Annotated in this window: 15 protein-coding genes; 3 read left to right on the forward strand and 12 right to left on the reverse strand. The window is 62.4% G+C overall.

Annotated features, from left to right (window positions below; genetic code table 11):
• Positions 1-3 precede the first annotated feature (3 nt).
• From D906_RS03260 to D906_RS03270, 3 genes are all read left to right on the forward strand, one after another.
• Positions 4-1,560, forward strand: a complete 1,557-nt coding sequence (locus D906_RS03260; protein ID WP_019096401.1) for a flagellar hook-length control protein FliK — start codon at positions 4-6, stop codon at positions 1,558-1,560.
• Complete coding sequence (locus tag D906_RS03265; protein WP_019096402.1) at positions 1,557-1,895, forward strand: EscU/YscU/HrcU family type III secretion system export apparatus switch protein; 339 nt, start codon at positions 1,557-1,559, stop codon at positions 1,893-1,895. Before D906_RS03260 ends, D906_RS03265 begins: the two co-directional genes overlap by 4 nt.
• An 81-nt stretch (positions 1,896-1,976) precedes the next feature.
• Positions 1,977-4,730: a dermonecrotic toxin domain-containing protein gene (locus tag D906_RS03270; RefSeq protein ID WP_028614335.1), complete on the forward strand. Its 2,754-nt coding sequence runs from the start codon at positions 1,977-1,979 to the stop codon at positions 4,728-4,730.
• Between the two features lie 45 nt (positions 4,731-4,775).
• Here D906_RS03270 and D906_RS03275 read toward each other — a convergent pair whose 3' ends face one another.
• The 12 genes from D906_RS03275 to fleN form a co-directional block, all read right to left on the reverse strand.
• Positions 4,776-5,171: a DUF2802 domain-containing protein gene (locus D906_RS03275; protein ID WP_019096404.1), complete on the reverse strand. Its 396-nt coding sequence runs from the start codon at positions 5,169-5,171 to the stop codon at positions 4,776-4,778.
• A 1-nt stretch (position 5,172) separates the two neighbouring features.
• A complete protein-coding gene (locus D906_RS03280) occupies positions 5,173-5,652 on the reverse strand; it encodes a chemotaxis protein CheW (RefSeq protein ID WP_003254393.1) in 480 nt (159 codons plus the stop codon).
• 40 nt (positions 5,653-5,692) lie between these two features.
• A complete protein-coding gene (locus D906_RS03285; protein WP_016711767.1) occupies positions 5,693-6,586 on the reverse strand; it encodes a CheW domain-containing protein in 894 nt (297 codons plus the stop codon).
• Positions 6,586-7,374, reverse strand: a complete 789-nt coding sequence (locus tag D906_RS03290; RefSeq protein WP_016711768.1) for a ParA family protein — start codon at positions 7,372-7,374, stop codon at positions 6,586-6,588. The genes D906_RS03285 and D906_RS03290 overlap by 1 nt, the downstream gene beginning before the upstream one ends.
• A 77-nt stretch (positions 7,375-7,451) precedes the next feature.
• Positions 7,452-8,309: a flagellar motor protein MotD gene (gene motD / locus D906_RS03295; protein ID WP_019096405.1), complete on the reverse strand. Its 858-nt coding sequence runs from the start codon at positions 8,307-8,309 to the stop codon at positions 7,452-7,454.
• Between the two features lie 3 nt (positions 8,310-8,312).
• On the reverse strand, positions 8,313-9,053 hold the full coding sequence (locus D906_RS03300) for a flagellar motor protein (RefSeq protein WP_016711770.1): 741 nt from the start codon (positions 9,051-9,053) through the stop codon (positions 8,313-8,315).
• The gene (locus D906_RS03305) at positions 9,053-10,189 is read right to left on the reverse strand and encodes a chemotaxis response regulator protein-glutamate methylesterase (RefSeq protein WP_027615293.1); all 1,137 of its coding nucleotides are present in this window, start codon (positions 10,187-10,189) and stop codon (positions 9,053-9,055) included. The genes D906_RS03300 and D906_RS03305 overlap by 1 nt, the downstream gene beginning before the upstream one ends.
• Before the next feature lie 46 nt (positions 10,190-10,235).
• Positions 10,236-12,461, reverse strand: coding sequence for a chemotaxis protein CheA (locus D906_RS03310; protein WP_027615294.1), 2,226 nt, complete (start codon positions 12,459-12,461; stop codon positions 10,236-10,238).
• Between the two features lie 12 nt (positions 12,462-12,473).
• A complete protein-coding gene (locus D906_RS03315) occupies positions 12,474-13,262 on the reverse strand; it encodes a protein phosphatase CheZ (protein WP_016711773.1) in 789 nt (262 codons plus the stop codon).
• Positions 13,263-13,282: 20 nt separating this feature from the next.
• Positions 13,283-13,657: a chemotaxis response regulator CheY gene (locus tag D906_RS03320; protein ID WP_010955070.1), complete on the reverse strand. Its 375-nt coding sequence runs from the start codon at positions 13,655-13,657 to the stop codon at positions 13,283-13,285.
• 118 nt (positions 13,658-13,775) lie between these two features.
• On the reverse strand, positions 13,776-14,516 hold the full coding sequence (gene fliA, locus D906_RS03325; RefSeq protein WP_025753830.1) for an RNA polymerase sigma factor FliA: 741 nt from the start codon (positions 14,514-14,516) through the stop codon (positions 13,776-13,778).
• Positions 14,513-15,346 carry a flagellar synthesis regulator FleN gene (gene fleN / locus D906_RS03330; RefSeq protein WP_003254408.1) on the reverse strand — a complete coding sequence of 278 codons (834 nt, stop codon included), beginning with the start codon at positions 15,344-15,346 and terminating at the stop codon, positions 14,513-14,515. Before fleN ends, fliA begins: the two co-directional genes overlap by 4 nt.
• Positions 15,347-15,431: the final 85 nt, after the last annotated feature.

The raw sequence follows: 15,431 nt of genomic DNA on the forward strand, positions 1-15,431 counted from the left end.
ATCATGACTGAAATCAATAGTCTCGCTGCACAAACCGCAGTCAATACCCAAGCCATGAAGGCGGGCATGACCGGCGAACTGCTGCGCCTGACGCAACCGCAGCCTGGCTTGATGGCCCCTGGCGAGACCGCACAGGCAGAAGTGGTTGCGATGCGGCAGGTGGGCAGCGACTTTCAGCTGGTGCTTCGGCTGATGCAGGCCAACGGCCTTCAGACCCAACTGCAAGCCAGCACCAGCCAGCCCCTGCCCCAAGGCAGCCAGGTCACCGTCAGCCAGACCGAAAGCAATCATCTGGCGATCATGCTGCAGCAGGCCAGCGCCAGCCAGCTCGCCACCCTCACCCGCCTGGACACCAGCAAGGTCCCCGTCGGCACCCTGCTGCAAGGCAAGGTCATGACCAACCAGCTACTGCCCCAGGCCGCTGGCCAGCCTGCGGCCTACCGGGCACTGATCAGCCTGCTCAACAGCGCCCAGGCCGGCGCCACGCTGACCGTGGACAGCCCCCGCCCACTGGCTATCGGCAGCCTGCTCAGTGCGCTGGTGCAGGGTGACCAGTCACTGCGTTTCGTGCCACTTAGCGGCAGGCAGGACCAACTCAACATCGCCCAGCAGTTGCTAACCCAGCAGAACCGCCAAGCGTCGTTGCCTGGCCTGCTCAACGCCCTGCAACAGATGACCCGGGACCCTGGCATCGATGGCGACCTGCGCGCCAGCGCCGAACGCCTGTTGGTCAGCCTGCCAGATGCCCGCCAGCTGGGCGATGCGAAAGCGGTTGCCCAGGCCTTGAACAACAGTGGCGCTTTCCTTGAAGCGAAACTGCTGGGTGGCTTTCCTGCCAGCGTCGCCACCGATCTGAAGGCGCATTTGCTGCGGCTGGTCGCCCAGGCCTCGATCTCACCGGCCGGCGCTGCCAACCTTGCGCCGGCCAGCCTGGCCGTGACCATGCCGGCGCTGGCCCGCAGTGCACTGGGCATGCTCGAACGGGTCAGCCCCAGGCCGCAGCCGGGCGCGTTCCCGCTGCCTTCGCGCCTGCTCAAGGCCCTGGAAGACGAAGGCGACGTGCAACAACTGCTGCGCCTTGCCGCTGCGGCAATTTCCCGCCTGCAAAGCCATGCAATGAGCAGCCTGCAACAGACCGGAACGCTGGAAAACGGCAACCTGCAGACCACCTGGCAAACCGAAGTGCCGATCCGCCACGGCCAGGAATTTATCCCGTTGCAGGTCAAACTGCAGCGCGAAGAAACCCCGCAGCAGCAAGCCGACCGCCAGCATGAAGCACAAGACCCGCTGCAAGCCCTGTGGCGCATCGAGCTGGCCTTCGACCTGTCTCCACTCGGCCCACTACAGGTACAGGCGCAACTGAGCCAAGGCCGCCTGAGCGGGCAGCTGTGGGCAGAGCGTGAGCAAACCGCCAGGCTGATCGACACCCAGCTCGGCGCCCTGCGCGAGCGCCTGCTGGCACGTGGCCTGGACGTCGGCGACCTGGAGTGCCACCCTGGCACACCGCCACAAGGCCCGCGCACGCGGGTAGAACAACGTTGGGTGGATGAAAACGCATGAGCCAGAAGCACACACGCCAGGCCATTGCCCTGAGCTACGACGGCCAGCAGGCCCCCACCCTCAGTGCCAAGGGCGACGATGCGCTGGCCGAAGCCATCCTGGCCCTGGCCCGTGAACACGAGGTGCCAATCTACGAGAATGCCGAGCTGGTGCGCCTGCTGGCGCGCCTGGAGCTGGGCGAGCAGATCCCGGAGGCTTTGTACCTGACCATCGCCGAAATCATCGCGTTCGCCTGGCAACTTCGCGGTAAAGTCCCGTACGGCTTCGATGATTCACCGACAGACGAACGTGACGTGACAGAGGTGCTTGCGCGCCTGACTGGCCCGCCAGGCTGAGCCTCAGGGCCAGCACTATTTACCACTCCCCTGCCGAGCAGTCGGTCAATGCTGTGGTTTTCCCACCCCACGGAGACCCACATGCCCACCACGCACATCAATGCTGCTGGCGTGCAATTCGTACGCAACCACCTCGCCACCCTTCCCCGACCCGACCGCGAGGCCAAGCGGGCAATTGCTGCCTGGCTTGCCACCCAAGGGGTACACCAGGACCCAGACCTGATCGATGTCGTCACGCTGCATGTTCACCCTGAAGGCATCGCCAGTTACCAGGCCAAAGTCGTACAGCGCGTCAGCCTCACCCAAGCAGTGCTGATGAACTGGCAAGGCCAATCCAGCAACGACTTCTTCGGCGGGCTGTTCAGGCAACCCTGGGCCGGCACGTTGCCGGGCGATGGCCCGATCACGCTGGTCGACCACTTTCCCCCACAGCCCATTTACGACAACGGCGCCTGGTACGAGGTGTTCAATGGCCTGTTCAGGCGTACCACACCCGCCCGCTACGATCACTCCACGCTGCTCGACATCCGAGCCGAAACCTTGCAACACCATATCGAGGCAATAGACTTCCACACAGAATACAGGGCTTCACTCGACACCTACTGGCACGAACACCTGTCAACCTATCAACAGTGCTGCAAGCTCAACTTCATCGCGGCCTGCAACAAACAGGTCGCGCAAGGCAGGCTGAGCGACGCCGCACGCAAGCTGGCCTGGCGGGCAGCCGAGCTGATCCCGCGCGGCGAAGGTTTACGCCTGAGCACGCTGAGCATCTACGGCTATACCGCCACCGACCTGCTGTACATCAACGATACCAAGACCGACCTGACCCTGCTCTACGCGCCGGGCAACAGTTCGCCACTGCTGGAGTTCGCCAGCGAAAACCTGCTGAAAGACTGGGTTGGCAAAACGTGCAAGGACGCCGCCGGGCGCCAGGCACTCAAGCAACACTTCCGCTTGGCCGACGGCCCACAGGGAATAGACTTCAGTGGCCTGGATACAGCACTGGAAGGCTTGGGCGTTTACCCGCGCAGCCATCGCCTGCCACCGGAGCATGGCTTTTTCAACGACGACGGTACATGGCCGCCACGCAAGTACGTCAACTATCGCCCAGGCAAGTACAACCCACGTATTACCGGCGATCTGTTCCAGGCCATGGCCGAGCGTCAGCGCCAACGCTGTTACGACGATGCCGATTTCCTCATTACCAGCAATGCGCAAATAACAAAATCCAGATGGGCCAGCTACCTGAACAGCACCCTCACCCTTGTGGCGCCGCTAACATTCGTGGTGCCGGGCCTGGCCCCGCTGCTTGCGCTGGGCGGTATAGCGCAGCTTGCGCTTGGCCTTGACCAGGCCATCAACGGGAAAACCCTGAGCGAAAAACAGCAAGGGCTGGGCGATATCGCTTATGGCCTTTTGAATGCAACCCCCTTGGCCGCTGAGGCCATGATCAAAAGCACTGCGCTGTTTCGCTATCAGGAAGACGGCTTCGTTCTCCCGCGCAAAATCAATGATCAATGGGGATACCCCCTGAGCCCCCTAAGTCCGCCCCATTTGCCGGAGGTGGAAGTAGCCCCCTATTTTCACCGCCCGGCGCGCATAGCGCCCCTGGCGGACGCTGATGCCGTCGTGGCCAACTCGGTAAGGCGCTTTCCTCGGTACAACGGCGATGTGGACCAACTGATCGGCTACTACGAAGCAGTGCCCGACTATGCAGAAGTGCTCGACCTGGTCTACGACATGGAAGCCGATCTGTTCATCACCGAGGAAGGTGCCAATGAGGTAGAACCGGTTTACTACGAAGCCGAGCCCGGAACCGGTAACTTGCGCATCGTCAACCCTGAAGGGCGCCACGTAACAGACCAGATGCGCATGTCGTCCCTGCGAGCGCTGGGTATCGATGTGCAGCTTCCCGTACATTTACCAGTGTCCGTCCCGCCAGGTGCTCACCCGATCCCCAAGCTGATTTCATCGCTTTGGGTCGGCAATAAAACGCTCAGCGACGAGCTGCTTGGCACACTGGCTGCCAACGCACTAAAACTACGCGACAGTGCGTATCGATATCGGCTATTCCTGTCAAAAGCAAACCCCGAGGTCTTTGCGCAAAACCTGCGCATGCTAGAGGCAAGAGTGCCCGGTATGCAGGTATTAACACTGGAAGACCAGCCTTTCTTCACCGCTTTCGAACAAAGCCAGTACTTTGCCCAGTACCAAGCAGCAATCGATGGCAATGGCGGTGTAGCCACCAACTTCTCCTCAGCATCGGATGTATTGCGCTACCCGATGCTGCATGCTGAAGGCGGGTTGTACATGGATGTCGATGACCAACTGCTGGGTGCGGCTGCGAGTGCCGCTCATCACACTGCGGCTATCGATACCGTAGAATTGGTCGCCACCGATGACGGGCTGCTGTTACACCCACCCATGCAAAACGAGAAGCTGGGCATGAACACGCAGTTCAACACCAGCATGATCGGCAGCCACGCCGGCAACCCGACACTGCTGGCCATTTCCGAAGAAATGCATGCCCGCTATCTGGCCAATGCGGATTTCTACCAGGTACGTCCCACGCTGGCAGATGACCCTGCTGGCTTCTATCGCTACGCCAACCGGCTCAGCGAGCTGACCGGCCCGGGAATGTTCAATGCCGTGGTAGACCGGGTGCTGCCAGACCTCTACTGCCTGCGGCAGGTTCACAACCTGTACATGATGCCGCGCATCAACAGCTTCCTCTACGTTGACCTGGACGCTTTCAAGACGCTACAGCACCAGCGCCTGCCACTGTCCCGCGTGGCCAGAGTGGGTGGTATGCATTCCTGGGCAACTACCTGAAGCAGCACCTGAAAGAAAGGCGACATCATGGTCGCCTTTGTGCTTTCACCCGCTGCGGTGCAGTTTGCTCATCAGCTCCGCCTCGGCCTGGGTCAGGCCGCAGCTCTCGGTCAACTCCGCCACGCTTGCCCCCATGCCCACCAGCTTGGCGGCCTGAGAGAAGGTGACGTTGTTGGGGTCACGCTGTTCCAGCTGCTGAATCTTGTCGGGCAGTGGCGCCATCGCCACGCTCAGCTCGTGCAACGCCTCGCCCATGCGCACGGTACCGTTCTGGTAGTCGTCCAGGCGTTTGGCCAGGTCCTTGATGCGCTGGTCACGCAGCGCATCGCCTTCGGCCTGCTGCGAAGCCAGCTCGCGCTGGCGCTTGCTGTAGTTAAGGAAGAACCACAGGCTCAGCGCCCACAACAGCGCCAGGAAGATGACAGCACCCTGTAGGATCAACTCAGATATTCTCCAGCTCGGACCACTCTTCCTCGGTCATCATCTTGTCCAGCTCGACCAGAATCAGCAATTCGCCATTCTTGTTGCAGACGCCCTGAATGAACTTGGCCGACTCTTCGTTACCCACGTTTGGCGCGGTCTCGATTTCGGACTGGCGCAGGTACACCACCTCCGCCACGCTGTCGACCAGAATGCCGACCACTTGCTTGTCGGCCTCGATGATGACGATGCGGGTATTGTCAGTGACTTCGGTCGGCATCAGGCCAAAACGCTGGCGGGTGTCGATCACCGTCACCACGTTGCCGCGCAGGTTGATGATGCCCAGCACGTAGCTTGGCGCACCCGGCACCGGGGCGATCTCGGTGTAGCGCAACACTTCCTGTACCTGCATCACGTTGATGCCGTAGGACTCGTTGTCCAGACGGAAGGTAACCCACTGCAGGATCGGATCTTCGGAACCTTGTGCAGACGACTTTTTCATTCCCCTAGCCCTCAAAATCCGCCATTGGCGGTGTGTTCGGTCATTTTTGTTTAGCGTGCATCTGCTTGACCGCGCCGCTGGCGATCAGCTCGGCCAACGCGGCGACATCAAGCAGTGCACACATGTGTTCGATTACGGTGCCGGCCAGCCACGGGCGCTGGCCGCGCTGGCTGCGCCATTTGATTTCGGACGGGTCCAAACGCAACGAGCGGCTAACCTGGTGCACGGCCAACCCCCATTCGTAGCCCTGCACGGAAATCACGTAATTCAGGCCTTGGCGAAAATCATCGCGATAACGGTCGGGCATCACCCAACGCGCAGTGTCCAGCACCTTCAGGTTACCCGCCTGGCAGGTCAGGATGCCGAGAAACCAGTCGGGCTGGCCGAACAGCGGCGTCAACTCCTGGCCGGCCAGGTTGTAGATCGAGCCCAGGCACACCAACGGCACCGCCAGGGTCAGGCCAGCCACGTCGAACAGCAGGCATTCGAACGGCTCGGCGGCCCACACCGGACGGCCGTCGACGCTGGCTGGCGGCACCGGCAGGTCCGGTGCCGGCAAGTGCACATCCACCAGCGGAACCGCCAGCTCCACGGTCTGCTCTTCAACCAGTACCGGAATACTGGCCTCGGCGACTACCGCTTGTTCGACCACCGTCACCACAGGCGCTTCCACCGGCATGACGGCAGGCAGCACCGCCAGCTTTGGCTCGGCAAAAGGCCGCGGCGGGAAGCTTGCGGCAGTTTCGGCCGGCGCCGGCACGGTCGGTTGCCGGGCATCACGCGCCTGTTCCTCACGCACCGCTTCGGCGAAATCGTCCGTTACAACCGGCGGCTCGAACAGGCCTTCGGCCTCGGTAGCCTCCTGCAGCAGGCCATCGAGGTACGACTGCAAGGCCAACTGCGGGCGGGTGCCGGTTTTCTGTATCTGGGTCATCAGGCCACCTGCGCCGCAGTCTTGTAGGTCAACAGGTGTTTGAGCAGCGCCCGGTAGGCAACCAGCCCACGGCTCTTGCTGTCGAACTGCGAGGGCGTGACACCCTTGCGGCTGGCGTCACGCAGGCGCGTATCCACCGGGATGTAGCCTTGCCACACCTGCTGGCCGTAACTGTCACGCAACTGCTTGAGCGTGCCCAGCGAGGCCTGGGTACGGCGGTCGAACAGGGTTGGCACGATCTGATACGGCAGCGCCTGCTTGCGCGAGCGGTTGACCATGGCCAAGGTGCCAACCATGCGTTCCAGGCCCTTGACCGCGAGAAACTCGGTTTGCACCGGGATCACCAGCTGCTGGCTGGCGGCCAGGGCATTGACCATCAGCACGCCGAGCAAGGGTGGGCTGTCGATCAGGGCAAAGTCGAAATCCTGCCATAGCTGCGCCAGACTCTTGGCGATTACCAGACCCAGGCCGTTCTGCCCCGGCGACTGGCGCTCCAGCACGGCCAGCGCGGTGCTCGACGGCAACAGCGAGATGCGCTCGTCACTGGTGGGCAGCAGCAATTGCCCAGGCAAGCCCTCGGGTACCGCACCCTTGTGCAGGAACAGGTCGTAGCAGCTGTGCTCCAGAGCATCGGGGTTGTGCCCGAAATAGCTGGTCATCGAACCGTGCGGGTCGAGGTCGACGACGACCACGCGCTTGCCGGCCTCTGCCAGCAGGCCGGCCAGGGCGATGGTCGTGGTGGTCTTGCCGACGCCACCTTTTTGATTGGCTACTGCCCAGACTCTCATCGTGCGTTGCTTCCTCCCGGTATGGCCGCCTGCCCTGCCGGGAACGGTGTGAAATTCAGTGACGGAGAATTGACGAGTTACTGCCCCGCCACCGTTGCTGGCGTTGCAGGTGCACTTTGTGTGCCAGCGCGCCGTAGTGCAGCATCCGGCGTGGCATTGGCACTGCCCGAGCCAGTCAGGCTACGGCGCACTTCAAGGTTGCGCGATATCACCAGCACCACACGGCGGTTGCGCGCGCGGCCGTCGGCGGTGTCGTTGCTGGCCACCGGCTGGTACTCGCCATAGCCCACCGACGCCATGCGCGCCGGATTCACCCCTTCCATCGCCAGCAGGCGCACGATGCTCGCCGCCCGTGCCGACGACAGCTCCCAGTTGGTCGGGTACTGCGCGGTGCGGATTGGCAGGTTGTCGGTAAAGCCCTCGACGTGCACCGGGTTGGCGAACGGCTTGAGAATGTTGGCCACCTTTTCGATGATGGCAAACGCCTTGTCACTGGGCATGGCATCGCCGCTGCCGAACAGCAGCGACGAGTTCAGCTCGATCTCGATCCACAGCTCGTTGCCGCGCACGGTCATCTGATTGCTGTTGATCAGGTCGCCAAAGGCATCCCGTACATCCTCGCTGATGGTTTTCAGCGGGTCGACGTTGGTTGCCGCCAGGCCCGCCTCGGTCTGCTCGCTGTCCTTCACCAGCGGCTCTGCCGGGCGCACGCTCAACGGCTGCTCATCGCCGATGGGGATCGGCTTCATGCTGCGCTCAGGGTCATTGAAGACCCCGAGCAAAGCCTGGGAAATGACCTTGTACTTGCCCTCGTTGATCGAGGAAATCGAGTACATCACCACGAAAAAGGCGAACAGCAAGGTGATGAAGTCGGCATACGACACCAGCCAGCGTTCGTGGTTTTCGTGTTCCTCGGTATGACGGCGGCGACGCATGAGTTACTCCATGAAGCCTTGCAGCTTCAGCTCGATCGAGCGCGGGTTCTCACCCTCGGCAATCGACAGCAGGCCTTCGAGCAGCATTTCGCGGTAGCGCGACTGGCGCATGACAATGGCCTTGAGCTTGTTGGCGACCGGCAGCAGGATCAGGTTGGCACTGGCCACACCGTAGATCGTGGCGACAAAGGCCACGGCAATACCATTGCCCAACTGCGACGGGTCGGCCAGGTTGCCCATGACGTGGATCAGGCCCATTACCGCACCAATGATGCCGATGGTCGGCGCATAGCCGCCCATGCTTTCGAACACCTTGGCGGCCTGGATATCACGGCTTTCCTGGGTCAAAAAGTCGACTTCAAGGATGCTGCGAATGGCTTCCGGCTCGGCGCCGTCCACCAGCAGTTGCAGGCCCTTGCGCGCATACGGGTCGGGCTCGCTGTCGGCCACCCCTTCCAGGCCCAGCAGGCCTTCCTTGCGTGCGGTCAGGCTCCAGTTCACCACGCGGTCGATGCCCCCCGCCAGGTCGACCCGTGGCGGGAACAGGATCCAGCGCAAAATCTGCAAGGCACGCTTGAACGATGAAAGCGGTGACTGCAACAAAGCGGCCGCCAGGGTACCACCCAGCACAATCAGCCCCGCCGGGCCATTGATCAGGGCACCGACATGGCCGCCTTCGAGGAAGTTGCCACCGACGATGGCGACAAAGGCGAGGATCAGGCCGATCAGGCTGAGGACGTCCATCAGACGCAGGCCTCCACCAAGTGTTTGCCGATTTCGTCCAGGCTGTACACCGCGTCGGCCAGGTTGGCCTTGACGATGGCCATGGGCATGCCATAGATCACGCAGCTGGCTTCATCCTGGGCCCACACCGTGCTGCCGCCCTGCTTGAGCAGGCGTGCACCTTCACGGCCATCGGCGCCCATACCGGTGAGCACCACCGACAGCACTTTGTCGCCATACGACTTGGCCGCCGAACCGAAGGTGATGTCCACGCATGGCTTGTAGTTCAAGCGCTCGTCACCAGGCAGGATCTTCACCGTACCACGGCCATCGATCATCATCTGCTTGCCACCCGGGGCCAGCAGGGCCAGGCCCGGACGCAGCATGTCGCCGTCCTCGGCCTCCTTGACGCTGATGCGGCACAGTTTGTCGAGGCGTTCGGCAAAGGCCTTGGTGAACGCCGCCGGCATGTGCTGGATCAGCACGATCGGCGCCGGGAAATTGGCCGGCAACTGGGTCAGCACCCGCTGCAGGGCCACCGGGCCACCCGTGGAGGTGCCGATGGCGACCAGTTTGTATGGCTTGCGCTTGGGGGCAGGCGAATGCGGTGCCGCCGGGCCAGGGGCCGGGGCCGCCGCTCGGGCAGGCGCCGCAGCGCGGGCTGGCGTCGGGCTGGCAAAGCTGCTTGTCGGCACAGGGCTGCTGGCCGGCGTAGGCACAGCGACCGGCGCGGTGCGGGCATAGCTGCCCAGGCGACGGTTGCTGCGCGAGATGGTGTGCACCTTCTCGCACAGCATCTGCTTGACCTTTTCGGGGTTACGCGAGATGTCTTCGAAGTTTTTCGGCAGGTAATCCACCGCCCCGGCATCCAGGGCATCGAGGGTGACGCGGGCGCCTTCGTGGGTCAGCGAGGAGAACATCAACACTGGCGTCGGGCAGCGCTGCATGATGTGCCGCACTGCGGTAATGCCATCCATCATGGGCATTTCGTAGTCCATGGTGATGACATCGGGCTTGAGCGCCAGCGCCTGGTCGATTGCTTCCTTGCCGTTGGTCGCGGTACCCACTACCTGGATCGTCGGATCCGCCGAGAGGATTTCCGAGACGCGGCGGCGGAAGAAACCGGAATCATCCACCACCAGGACCTTGACTGCCATAAACACTCCATTAGGCGGCGCAGCCCGCCAGGGTGCGCCACCGAAATCAAATACGCCGCGCGGCGTAACGCTTGAGCATGCTCGGGACGTCGAGAATCAACGCAATGCGCCCGTCACCGGTGATGGTGGCCCCGGACATGCCCGGGGTGCCCTGCAGCATCTTGCCCAGCGGCTTGATGACCACTTCTTCCTGGCCAACCAGTTGATCGACGACAAACCCGATGCGCTGGGTGCCGACCGACAGGATCACCACATGGCCCTCGTGCTGCTCTTCGTGCACCTGGCCCTGGACCAGCCAGCGCTTGAGGTAGAACAGCGGCAGCGCCTTGTCACGCACAATCACCACTTCCTGGCCGTCGACCACATTGGTGCGTGACAGGTCGAGGTGGAAGATCTCGTTGACGTTGACCAGCGGGAAGGCGAACGCCTGGTTGCCCAGCATCACCATCAGGGTGGGCATGATCGCCAGGGTCAGTGGTACCTTGATGACGATCTTCGAGCCCTGGCCCTTGGCCGAGTAGATGTTGATCGAACCGTTGAGCTGGGAGATCTTGGTCTTCACCACGTCCATGCCCACGCCACGCCCGGACACGTCGGAAATCTCGGTCTTGGTCGAGAACCCTGGCGCGAAGATCAGGTTGTAGCAGTCCGACTCGCTCAAGCGCTCGGCGGCATCCTTGTCCATCAGGCCCTTTTCCACGGCCTTGGCACGCAGGATGTTAGGGTCCATGCCCTTGCCGTCGTCAGAAATCGACAGCAGGATGTGGTCGCCTTCCTGCTCGGCAGACAGCACCACGCGGCCCGTACGCGCCTTGCCAGACGCTTCACGCTCATCAGGCATCTCGACACCATGGTCGACAGCGTTGCGCACCAGGTGCACCAACGGGTCGGCCAGGGCCTCGACCAGGTTCTTGTCCAGGTCGGTCTCTTCGCCGACCAGCTCCAGGTTGATCTCTTTTTTCAGCTGGCGGGCCAGGTCGCGCACCAGCCGCGGGAAGCGGCCGAACACTTTCTTGATCGGCTGCATGCGGGTTTTCATCACCGCCGTCTGCAGGTCGGCAGTGACCACATCGAGGTTGGACACGGCCTTTGACATGGCCTCGTCGCCGCTGTTCAGGCCCAGGCGCACCAGGCGGTTACGCACCAGCACCAGTTCGCCGACCATGTTCATGATCTCGTCCAGGCGCGCAGTGTCCACACGCACGGTGGTTTCCGCTTCGCTGACAGCATGCTTGTCGGCGGCCGGGGCCGGCGCACGGGGTGCCGCTGCTGGCTTGCTGGCCGGCGCTGCAGCGGCAGGCTTGGCAACCGGCTGGCTGTCGGCCTTGGCTGCGGCAGGTGCTTGCACCTTGGCTGCAGCAGGCGCTTCGACTGCGGCAACGTCACCGCCAAACTTGCCCTTGCCATGCAGCTGGTCCAGCAACGCCTCGAACTCATGTTCGCTGATTTCGTCGCTGGTCGCTGCGGGGTTGCCCTCCACGGCGGGCGCCTTGGCGGCTGGCAATGCATCAGCCTGGAAGGTGCCCTTGCCATGCAACTGGTCGAGCAGCGATTCAAACTCGGCGTCGGTGATTTCATCACTGAGCGGTTCGGCAGACGCGGCTACCGGCGCGGCTGCCACCTCGGTGCTGAACTGGCCTTTGCCGTGCAACTGATCAAGCAGCGACTCGAACTCGGCATCGGTGATTTCGTCACCCTCGCCGCTGATGGTCTCGCCCTGCATCTGCTCGTCGGCCGCCGCTTGCGCCTTGACCGCATCGAGCGAGTCGAGCAACTGTTCAAACTCGCTGTCGGTGATGTCCTGGTCCTCGACCGGGGCTGCGGCGGGCGCCTCGGCAACCGGCTCGGGCACAGCAGCAGACGGCGCAGCCACTTCGGCGCCACCGGGCTCGGCCAGGCGTGACAACGCCGCCAGCAGCTCGGGGGTGGCCGGGGTCACTTCGGCGCGCTCGCGCACCTGGCCAAACATGCTGTTGACCGTATCCAGTGCCTCGAGCACCACGTCCATCAGTTCCGCATCGACCCGGCGCTCACCCTTGCGCAGGACGTCGAACACGTTCTCGGCAATATGGCAGCACTCCACCAGCTCGTTCAGCTGAAGGAAGCCGGCGCCCCCTTTAACAGTGTGGAAACCGCGAAAGATCGCATTGAGCAGGTCGGCATCGTCGGGCCGGCTTTCCAGCTCGACCAGTTGCTCGGACAGTTGCTCAAGAATTTCGCCGGCTTCTACCAGGAAATCCTGGAGGATTTCTTCATCGGCGCCGAAGCTCATCAAACGTGCTCCTTAAAAACCCAGGCTGGACAGCAGATCATCGACATCGTCCTGACCGGACACGACGTCTTCACGCTTATCGGCATGAATCTGCGGACCTTCACCCCGAGTCGGATGTTTTTCTGCATCTTTTTCTGCGCGCAGTTGATCGTGGTCATGTTTTATGCCGGCAAACCGGTCGACCTGGCTGGCCATCAACACCAGCTTGAGCAAGTTGCTTTCGACTTCGGTCACCAATGTGGTGACGCGTTTGATCACCTGACCGGTCAGGTCCTGATAGTCCTGAGCCAGCAGAATGTCATTGAGGTGGCCGGCGACCTTGCGGTTACCTTCGGCGCTGTGCGTCAGGAAACTGTCGACGCGCTTGACCAGATCACGGAATTCCGGCGCAGCCACTTCGCGGCGCATGAAGCGCTGCCAGTCGGTGCTCAGGGCCTTGGCCTCGCTGGCCAGGTCGTTGAGCACCGGGGTGCTTTCCTCGACCAGGTCCATGGTGCGGTTGGCCGCGCCCTCGGTCAGCTTGACCACGTACGACAGGCGCTCGGTGGCGTCGGTAATCTGCGACACCTCCTCGGCTTGCGGCATGGTCGGGTCGATCTGGAAGCTGACGATGGCGCTGTGCAGCTCGCGGGTCAGCTTGCCGACTTCCTGGTACAGGCCACGATCGCGGGTCTGGTTCAGCTCGTGAATCAGCTGCACCGCCTCGCCGAAGCGGCCGCGCTCCAGGCTTTCGACCAACTCCTGGGCATGTTTCTTCAGGGTCGATTCGAACTCGCCCAAAGAGGTTTGTGATGAATCCATGGCGCGCCCCCTGACGTGACTCAGCCGTTGACGCGTTCGAAGATCTTCTCGATCTTTTCTTTGAGCACCTGGGCGGTGAACGGCTTGACCACGTAACCATTGACGCCGGCCTGAGCCGCTTCGATGATCTGGTCGCGCTTGGCTTCAGCGGTCACCATCAGTACCGGCATGCTTTTCAGCTTGTCGCTGGCGCGCACTTTACGCAGCAGGTCGATGCCGGACATACCCGGCATGTTCCAGTCGGTCACCAGGAAGTCATAGTGGCCGTTTTCCAGCATCGGCAGCGCCGTGGTGCCGTCATCGGCTTCGTCGGTGTTGGTGAAGCCCAGGTCACGCAACAGGTTCTTGATGATCCGCCGCATCGTCGAAAAGTCGTCAACGATGAGGATTTTCATGTCTTTGTTCAAGTAGACCTCCAAGCAGTCTCAAACGCGCTCGGCCCCGAGCGCGCATTCAATCAATTCGGTGCAACATGGAAAACGCATGTGGAAAACGGCTGCAACGACAGCGGGCTCAACGTGCCCGCCATTCCCCCAGGCGGCTGCGCAGACGTGCGGCACACTGGCTGTGCAACTGGCTGACCCGCGATTCGCTGACACCCAGCACCTCACCGATTTCCTTGAGGTTCAGCTCTTCGTCGTAGTACAGCGCCAGCACCAGGCGCTCGCGCTCCGGCAGGTTGGCAATGGCTTCGGTCAGGGCAGCCTGGAAGCGCTCGTCCTCCAGGCCACGCGCAGGTTCGATATGGCCACTGGCACCATCCTCGTGAAGCCCTTCGTGCTCGCCGTCCTGCAACAGGTCGTCAAAGCTGAACAGTCGGCTGCCCAGGGTGTCGTTCAAGATCCCGTAGTAATCATCGAGACTCATCTGGAGTTCGGCAGCAACTTCATGATCTTTAGCGTCCCGGCCCGTTCTGGCCTCTACGGCACGCATCGCGTCACTGACCATACGGGTGTTGCGGTGCACCGAACGCGGTGCCCAGTCGCCTTTGCGAACCTCATCCAGCATGGCCCCGCGAATGCGGATGCCGGCGTAGGTTTCAAAGCTGGCACCCTTGCTGGCGTCATACTTGCTGGCCACTTCCAGCAGGCCGATCATGCCGGCCTGGATCAGATCCTCGACCTGCACATTGGCTGGCAACCGCGCCAGCAAGTGGTAGGCAATGCGCTTGACCAGCGGCGCATAACGCTCGATCAGCTCGCACTGGGCGTCTTTGGCCGCCCGGCTGTACATCTTGAAGCCGCTGGCGTTCATAGCACAGGTCCCGCGCTGGTGGGCTGCACCAGGCGCTCGACGAAAAACTCCAGATGGCCGCGCGGGTTGGCCGGCAGCGGCCAGCTGTCGACCTTCTGGGCAATCGCCTTGAAGGCCAGCGCGCACTTGGAGCGAGGGAAGGCTTCGTAGACGGCACGCTGCTTTTGCACCGCCTTGCGCACGCACTCGTCGTACGGCACGGCGCCTACATACTGCAGGGCAACGTCAAGGAAGCGGTCGGTGACCTTGGTCAGCTTGGCGAACAGGTTGCGCCCTTCCTGCGGGCTCTGTGCCATGTTGGCCAGCACGCGGAAACGGTTCATGCCGTAATCGCGGTTCAGCAGTTTGATCAGGGCGTAAGCGTCGGTGATCGAGGTGGGTTCGTCGCACACCACCAGCAGCACTTCCTGGGCAGCGCGAACGAAGCTGACCACCGAGTCACCGATACCCGCAGCCGTGTCGATCACCAGCACGTCGAGATTGTCGCCGATTTCGCTGAACGCCTGGATCAGGCCCGCATGCTGGGCCGGGGCCAGGTGCACCATGCTCTGGGTGCCCGAGGCCGCCGGCACGATGCGCACACCGCCAGGGCCTTGCAGCATCACGTCACGCAGCTCGCAGCGCCCTTCGATGACATCGGCCAGGGTACGTTTGGGGGTAAGGCCCAGCAACACGTCGACGTTGGCCAGGCCCAGGTCGGCGTCAAGCAGCATGACCCTGCGGCCAAGCTCGGCCAGCGCCAGGGACAAGTTCACTGAAACGTTAGTCTTGCCGACGCCACCTTTGCCACCGGTCACGGCGATCACCTGTACGGGATGCATGCTACCCATGTCTGTTCTTTACCTTGTCTCGCTGGGACTCAGGCCACACGTGGGGCAATTCTGCGTACCCCTTGGCATAGCTACTTTGCACACG

The sequence above is a fragment of the Pseudomonas sp. LAIL14HWK12:I1 genome, assembly GCF_003202095.1.
Classification (GTDB): domain Bacteria; phylum Pseudomonadota; class Gammaproteobacteria; order Pseudomonadales; family Pseudomonadaceae; genus Aquipseudomonas; species Aquipseudomonas monteilii.

Excerpts from the sequence above, each read along its gene's own strand:
- D906_RS03290 (WP_016711768.1), bottom strand. The coding sequence starts at position 7,374 with ATGAGAGTCTGGGCAGTAGCCAATCAAAAAGGTGGCGTCGGCAAGACC.
- D906_RS03260 (WP_019096401.1), top strand. The coding sequence starts at position 4 with ATGACTGAAATCAATAGTCTCGCTGCACAAACCGCAGTCAATACCCAA.
- D906_RS03320 (WP_010955070.1), bottom strand. The coding sequence starts at position 13,657 with ATGAAAATCCTCATCGTTGACGACTTTTCGACGATGCGGCGGATCATC.
- D906_RS03270 (WP_028614335.1), top strand. The coding sequence starts at position 1,977 with ATGCCCACCACGCACATCAATGCTGCTGGCGTGCAATTCGTACGCAAC.
- D906_RS03315 (WP_016711773.1), bottom strand. The coding sequence starts at position 13,262 with ATGGATTCATCACAAACCTCTTTGGGCGAGTTCGAATCGACCCTGAAG.
- D906_RS03285 (WP_016711767.1), bottom strand. The coding sequence starts at position 6,586 with ATGACCCAGATACAGAAAACCGGCACCCGCCCGCAGTTGGCCTTGCAG.
- D906_RS03310 (WP_027615294.1), bottom strand. The coding sequence starts at position 12,461 with ATGAGCTTCGGCGCCGATGAAGAAATCCTCCAGGATTTCCTGGTAGAA.
- fleN (WP_003254408.1), bottom strand. The coding sequence starts at position 15,346 with ATGGGTAGCATGCATCCCGTACAGGTGATCGCCGTGACCGGTGGCAAA.
- D906_RS03265 (WP_019096402.1), top strand. The coding sequence starts at position 1,557 with ATGAGCCAGAAGCACACACGCCAGGCCATTGCCCTGAGCTACGACGGC.
- fliA (WP_025753830.1), bottom strand. The coding sequence starts at position 14,516 with ATGAACGCCAGCGGCTTCAAGATGTACAGCCGGGCGGCCAAAGACGCC.
- D906_RS03300 (WP_016711770.1), bottom strand. The coding sequence starts at position 9,053 with ATGGACGTCCTCAGCCTGATCGGCCTGATCCTCGCCTTTGTCGCCATC.
- D906_RS03280 (WP_003254393.1), bottom strand. The coding sequence starts at position 5,652 with ATGAAAAAGTCGTCTGCACAAGGTTCCGAAGATCCGATCCTGCAGTGG.
- motD (WP_019096405.1), bottom strand. The coding sequence starts at position 8,309 with ATGCGTCGCCGCCGTCATACCGAGGAACACGAAAACCACGAACGCTGG.
- D906_RS03305 (WP_027615293.1), bottom strand. The coding sequence starts at position 10,189 with ATGGCAGTCAAGGTCCTGGTGGTGGATGATTCCGGTTTCTTCCGCCGC.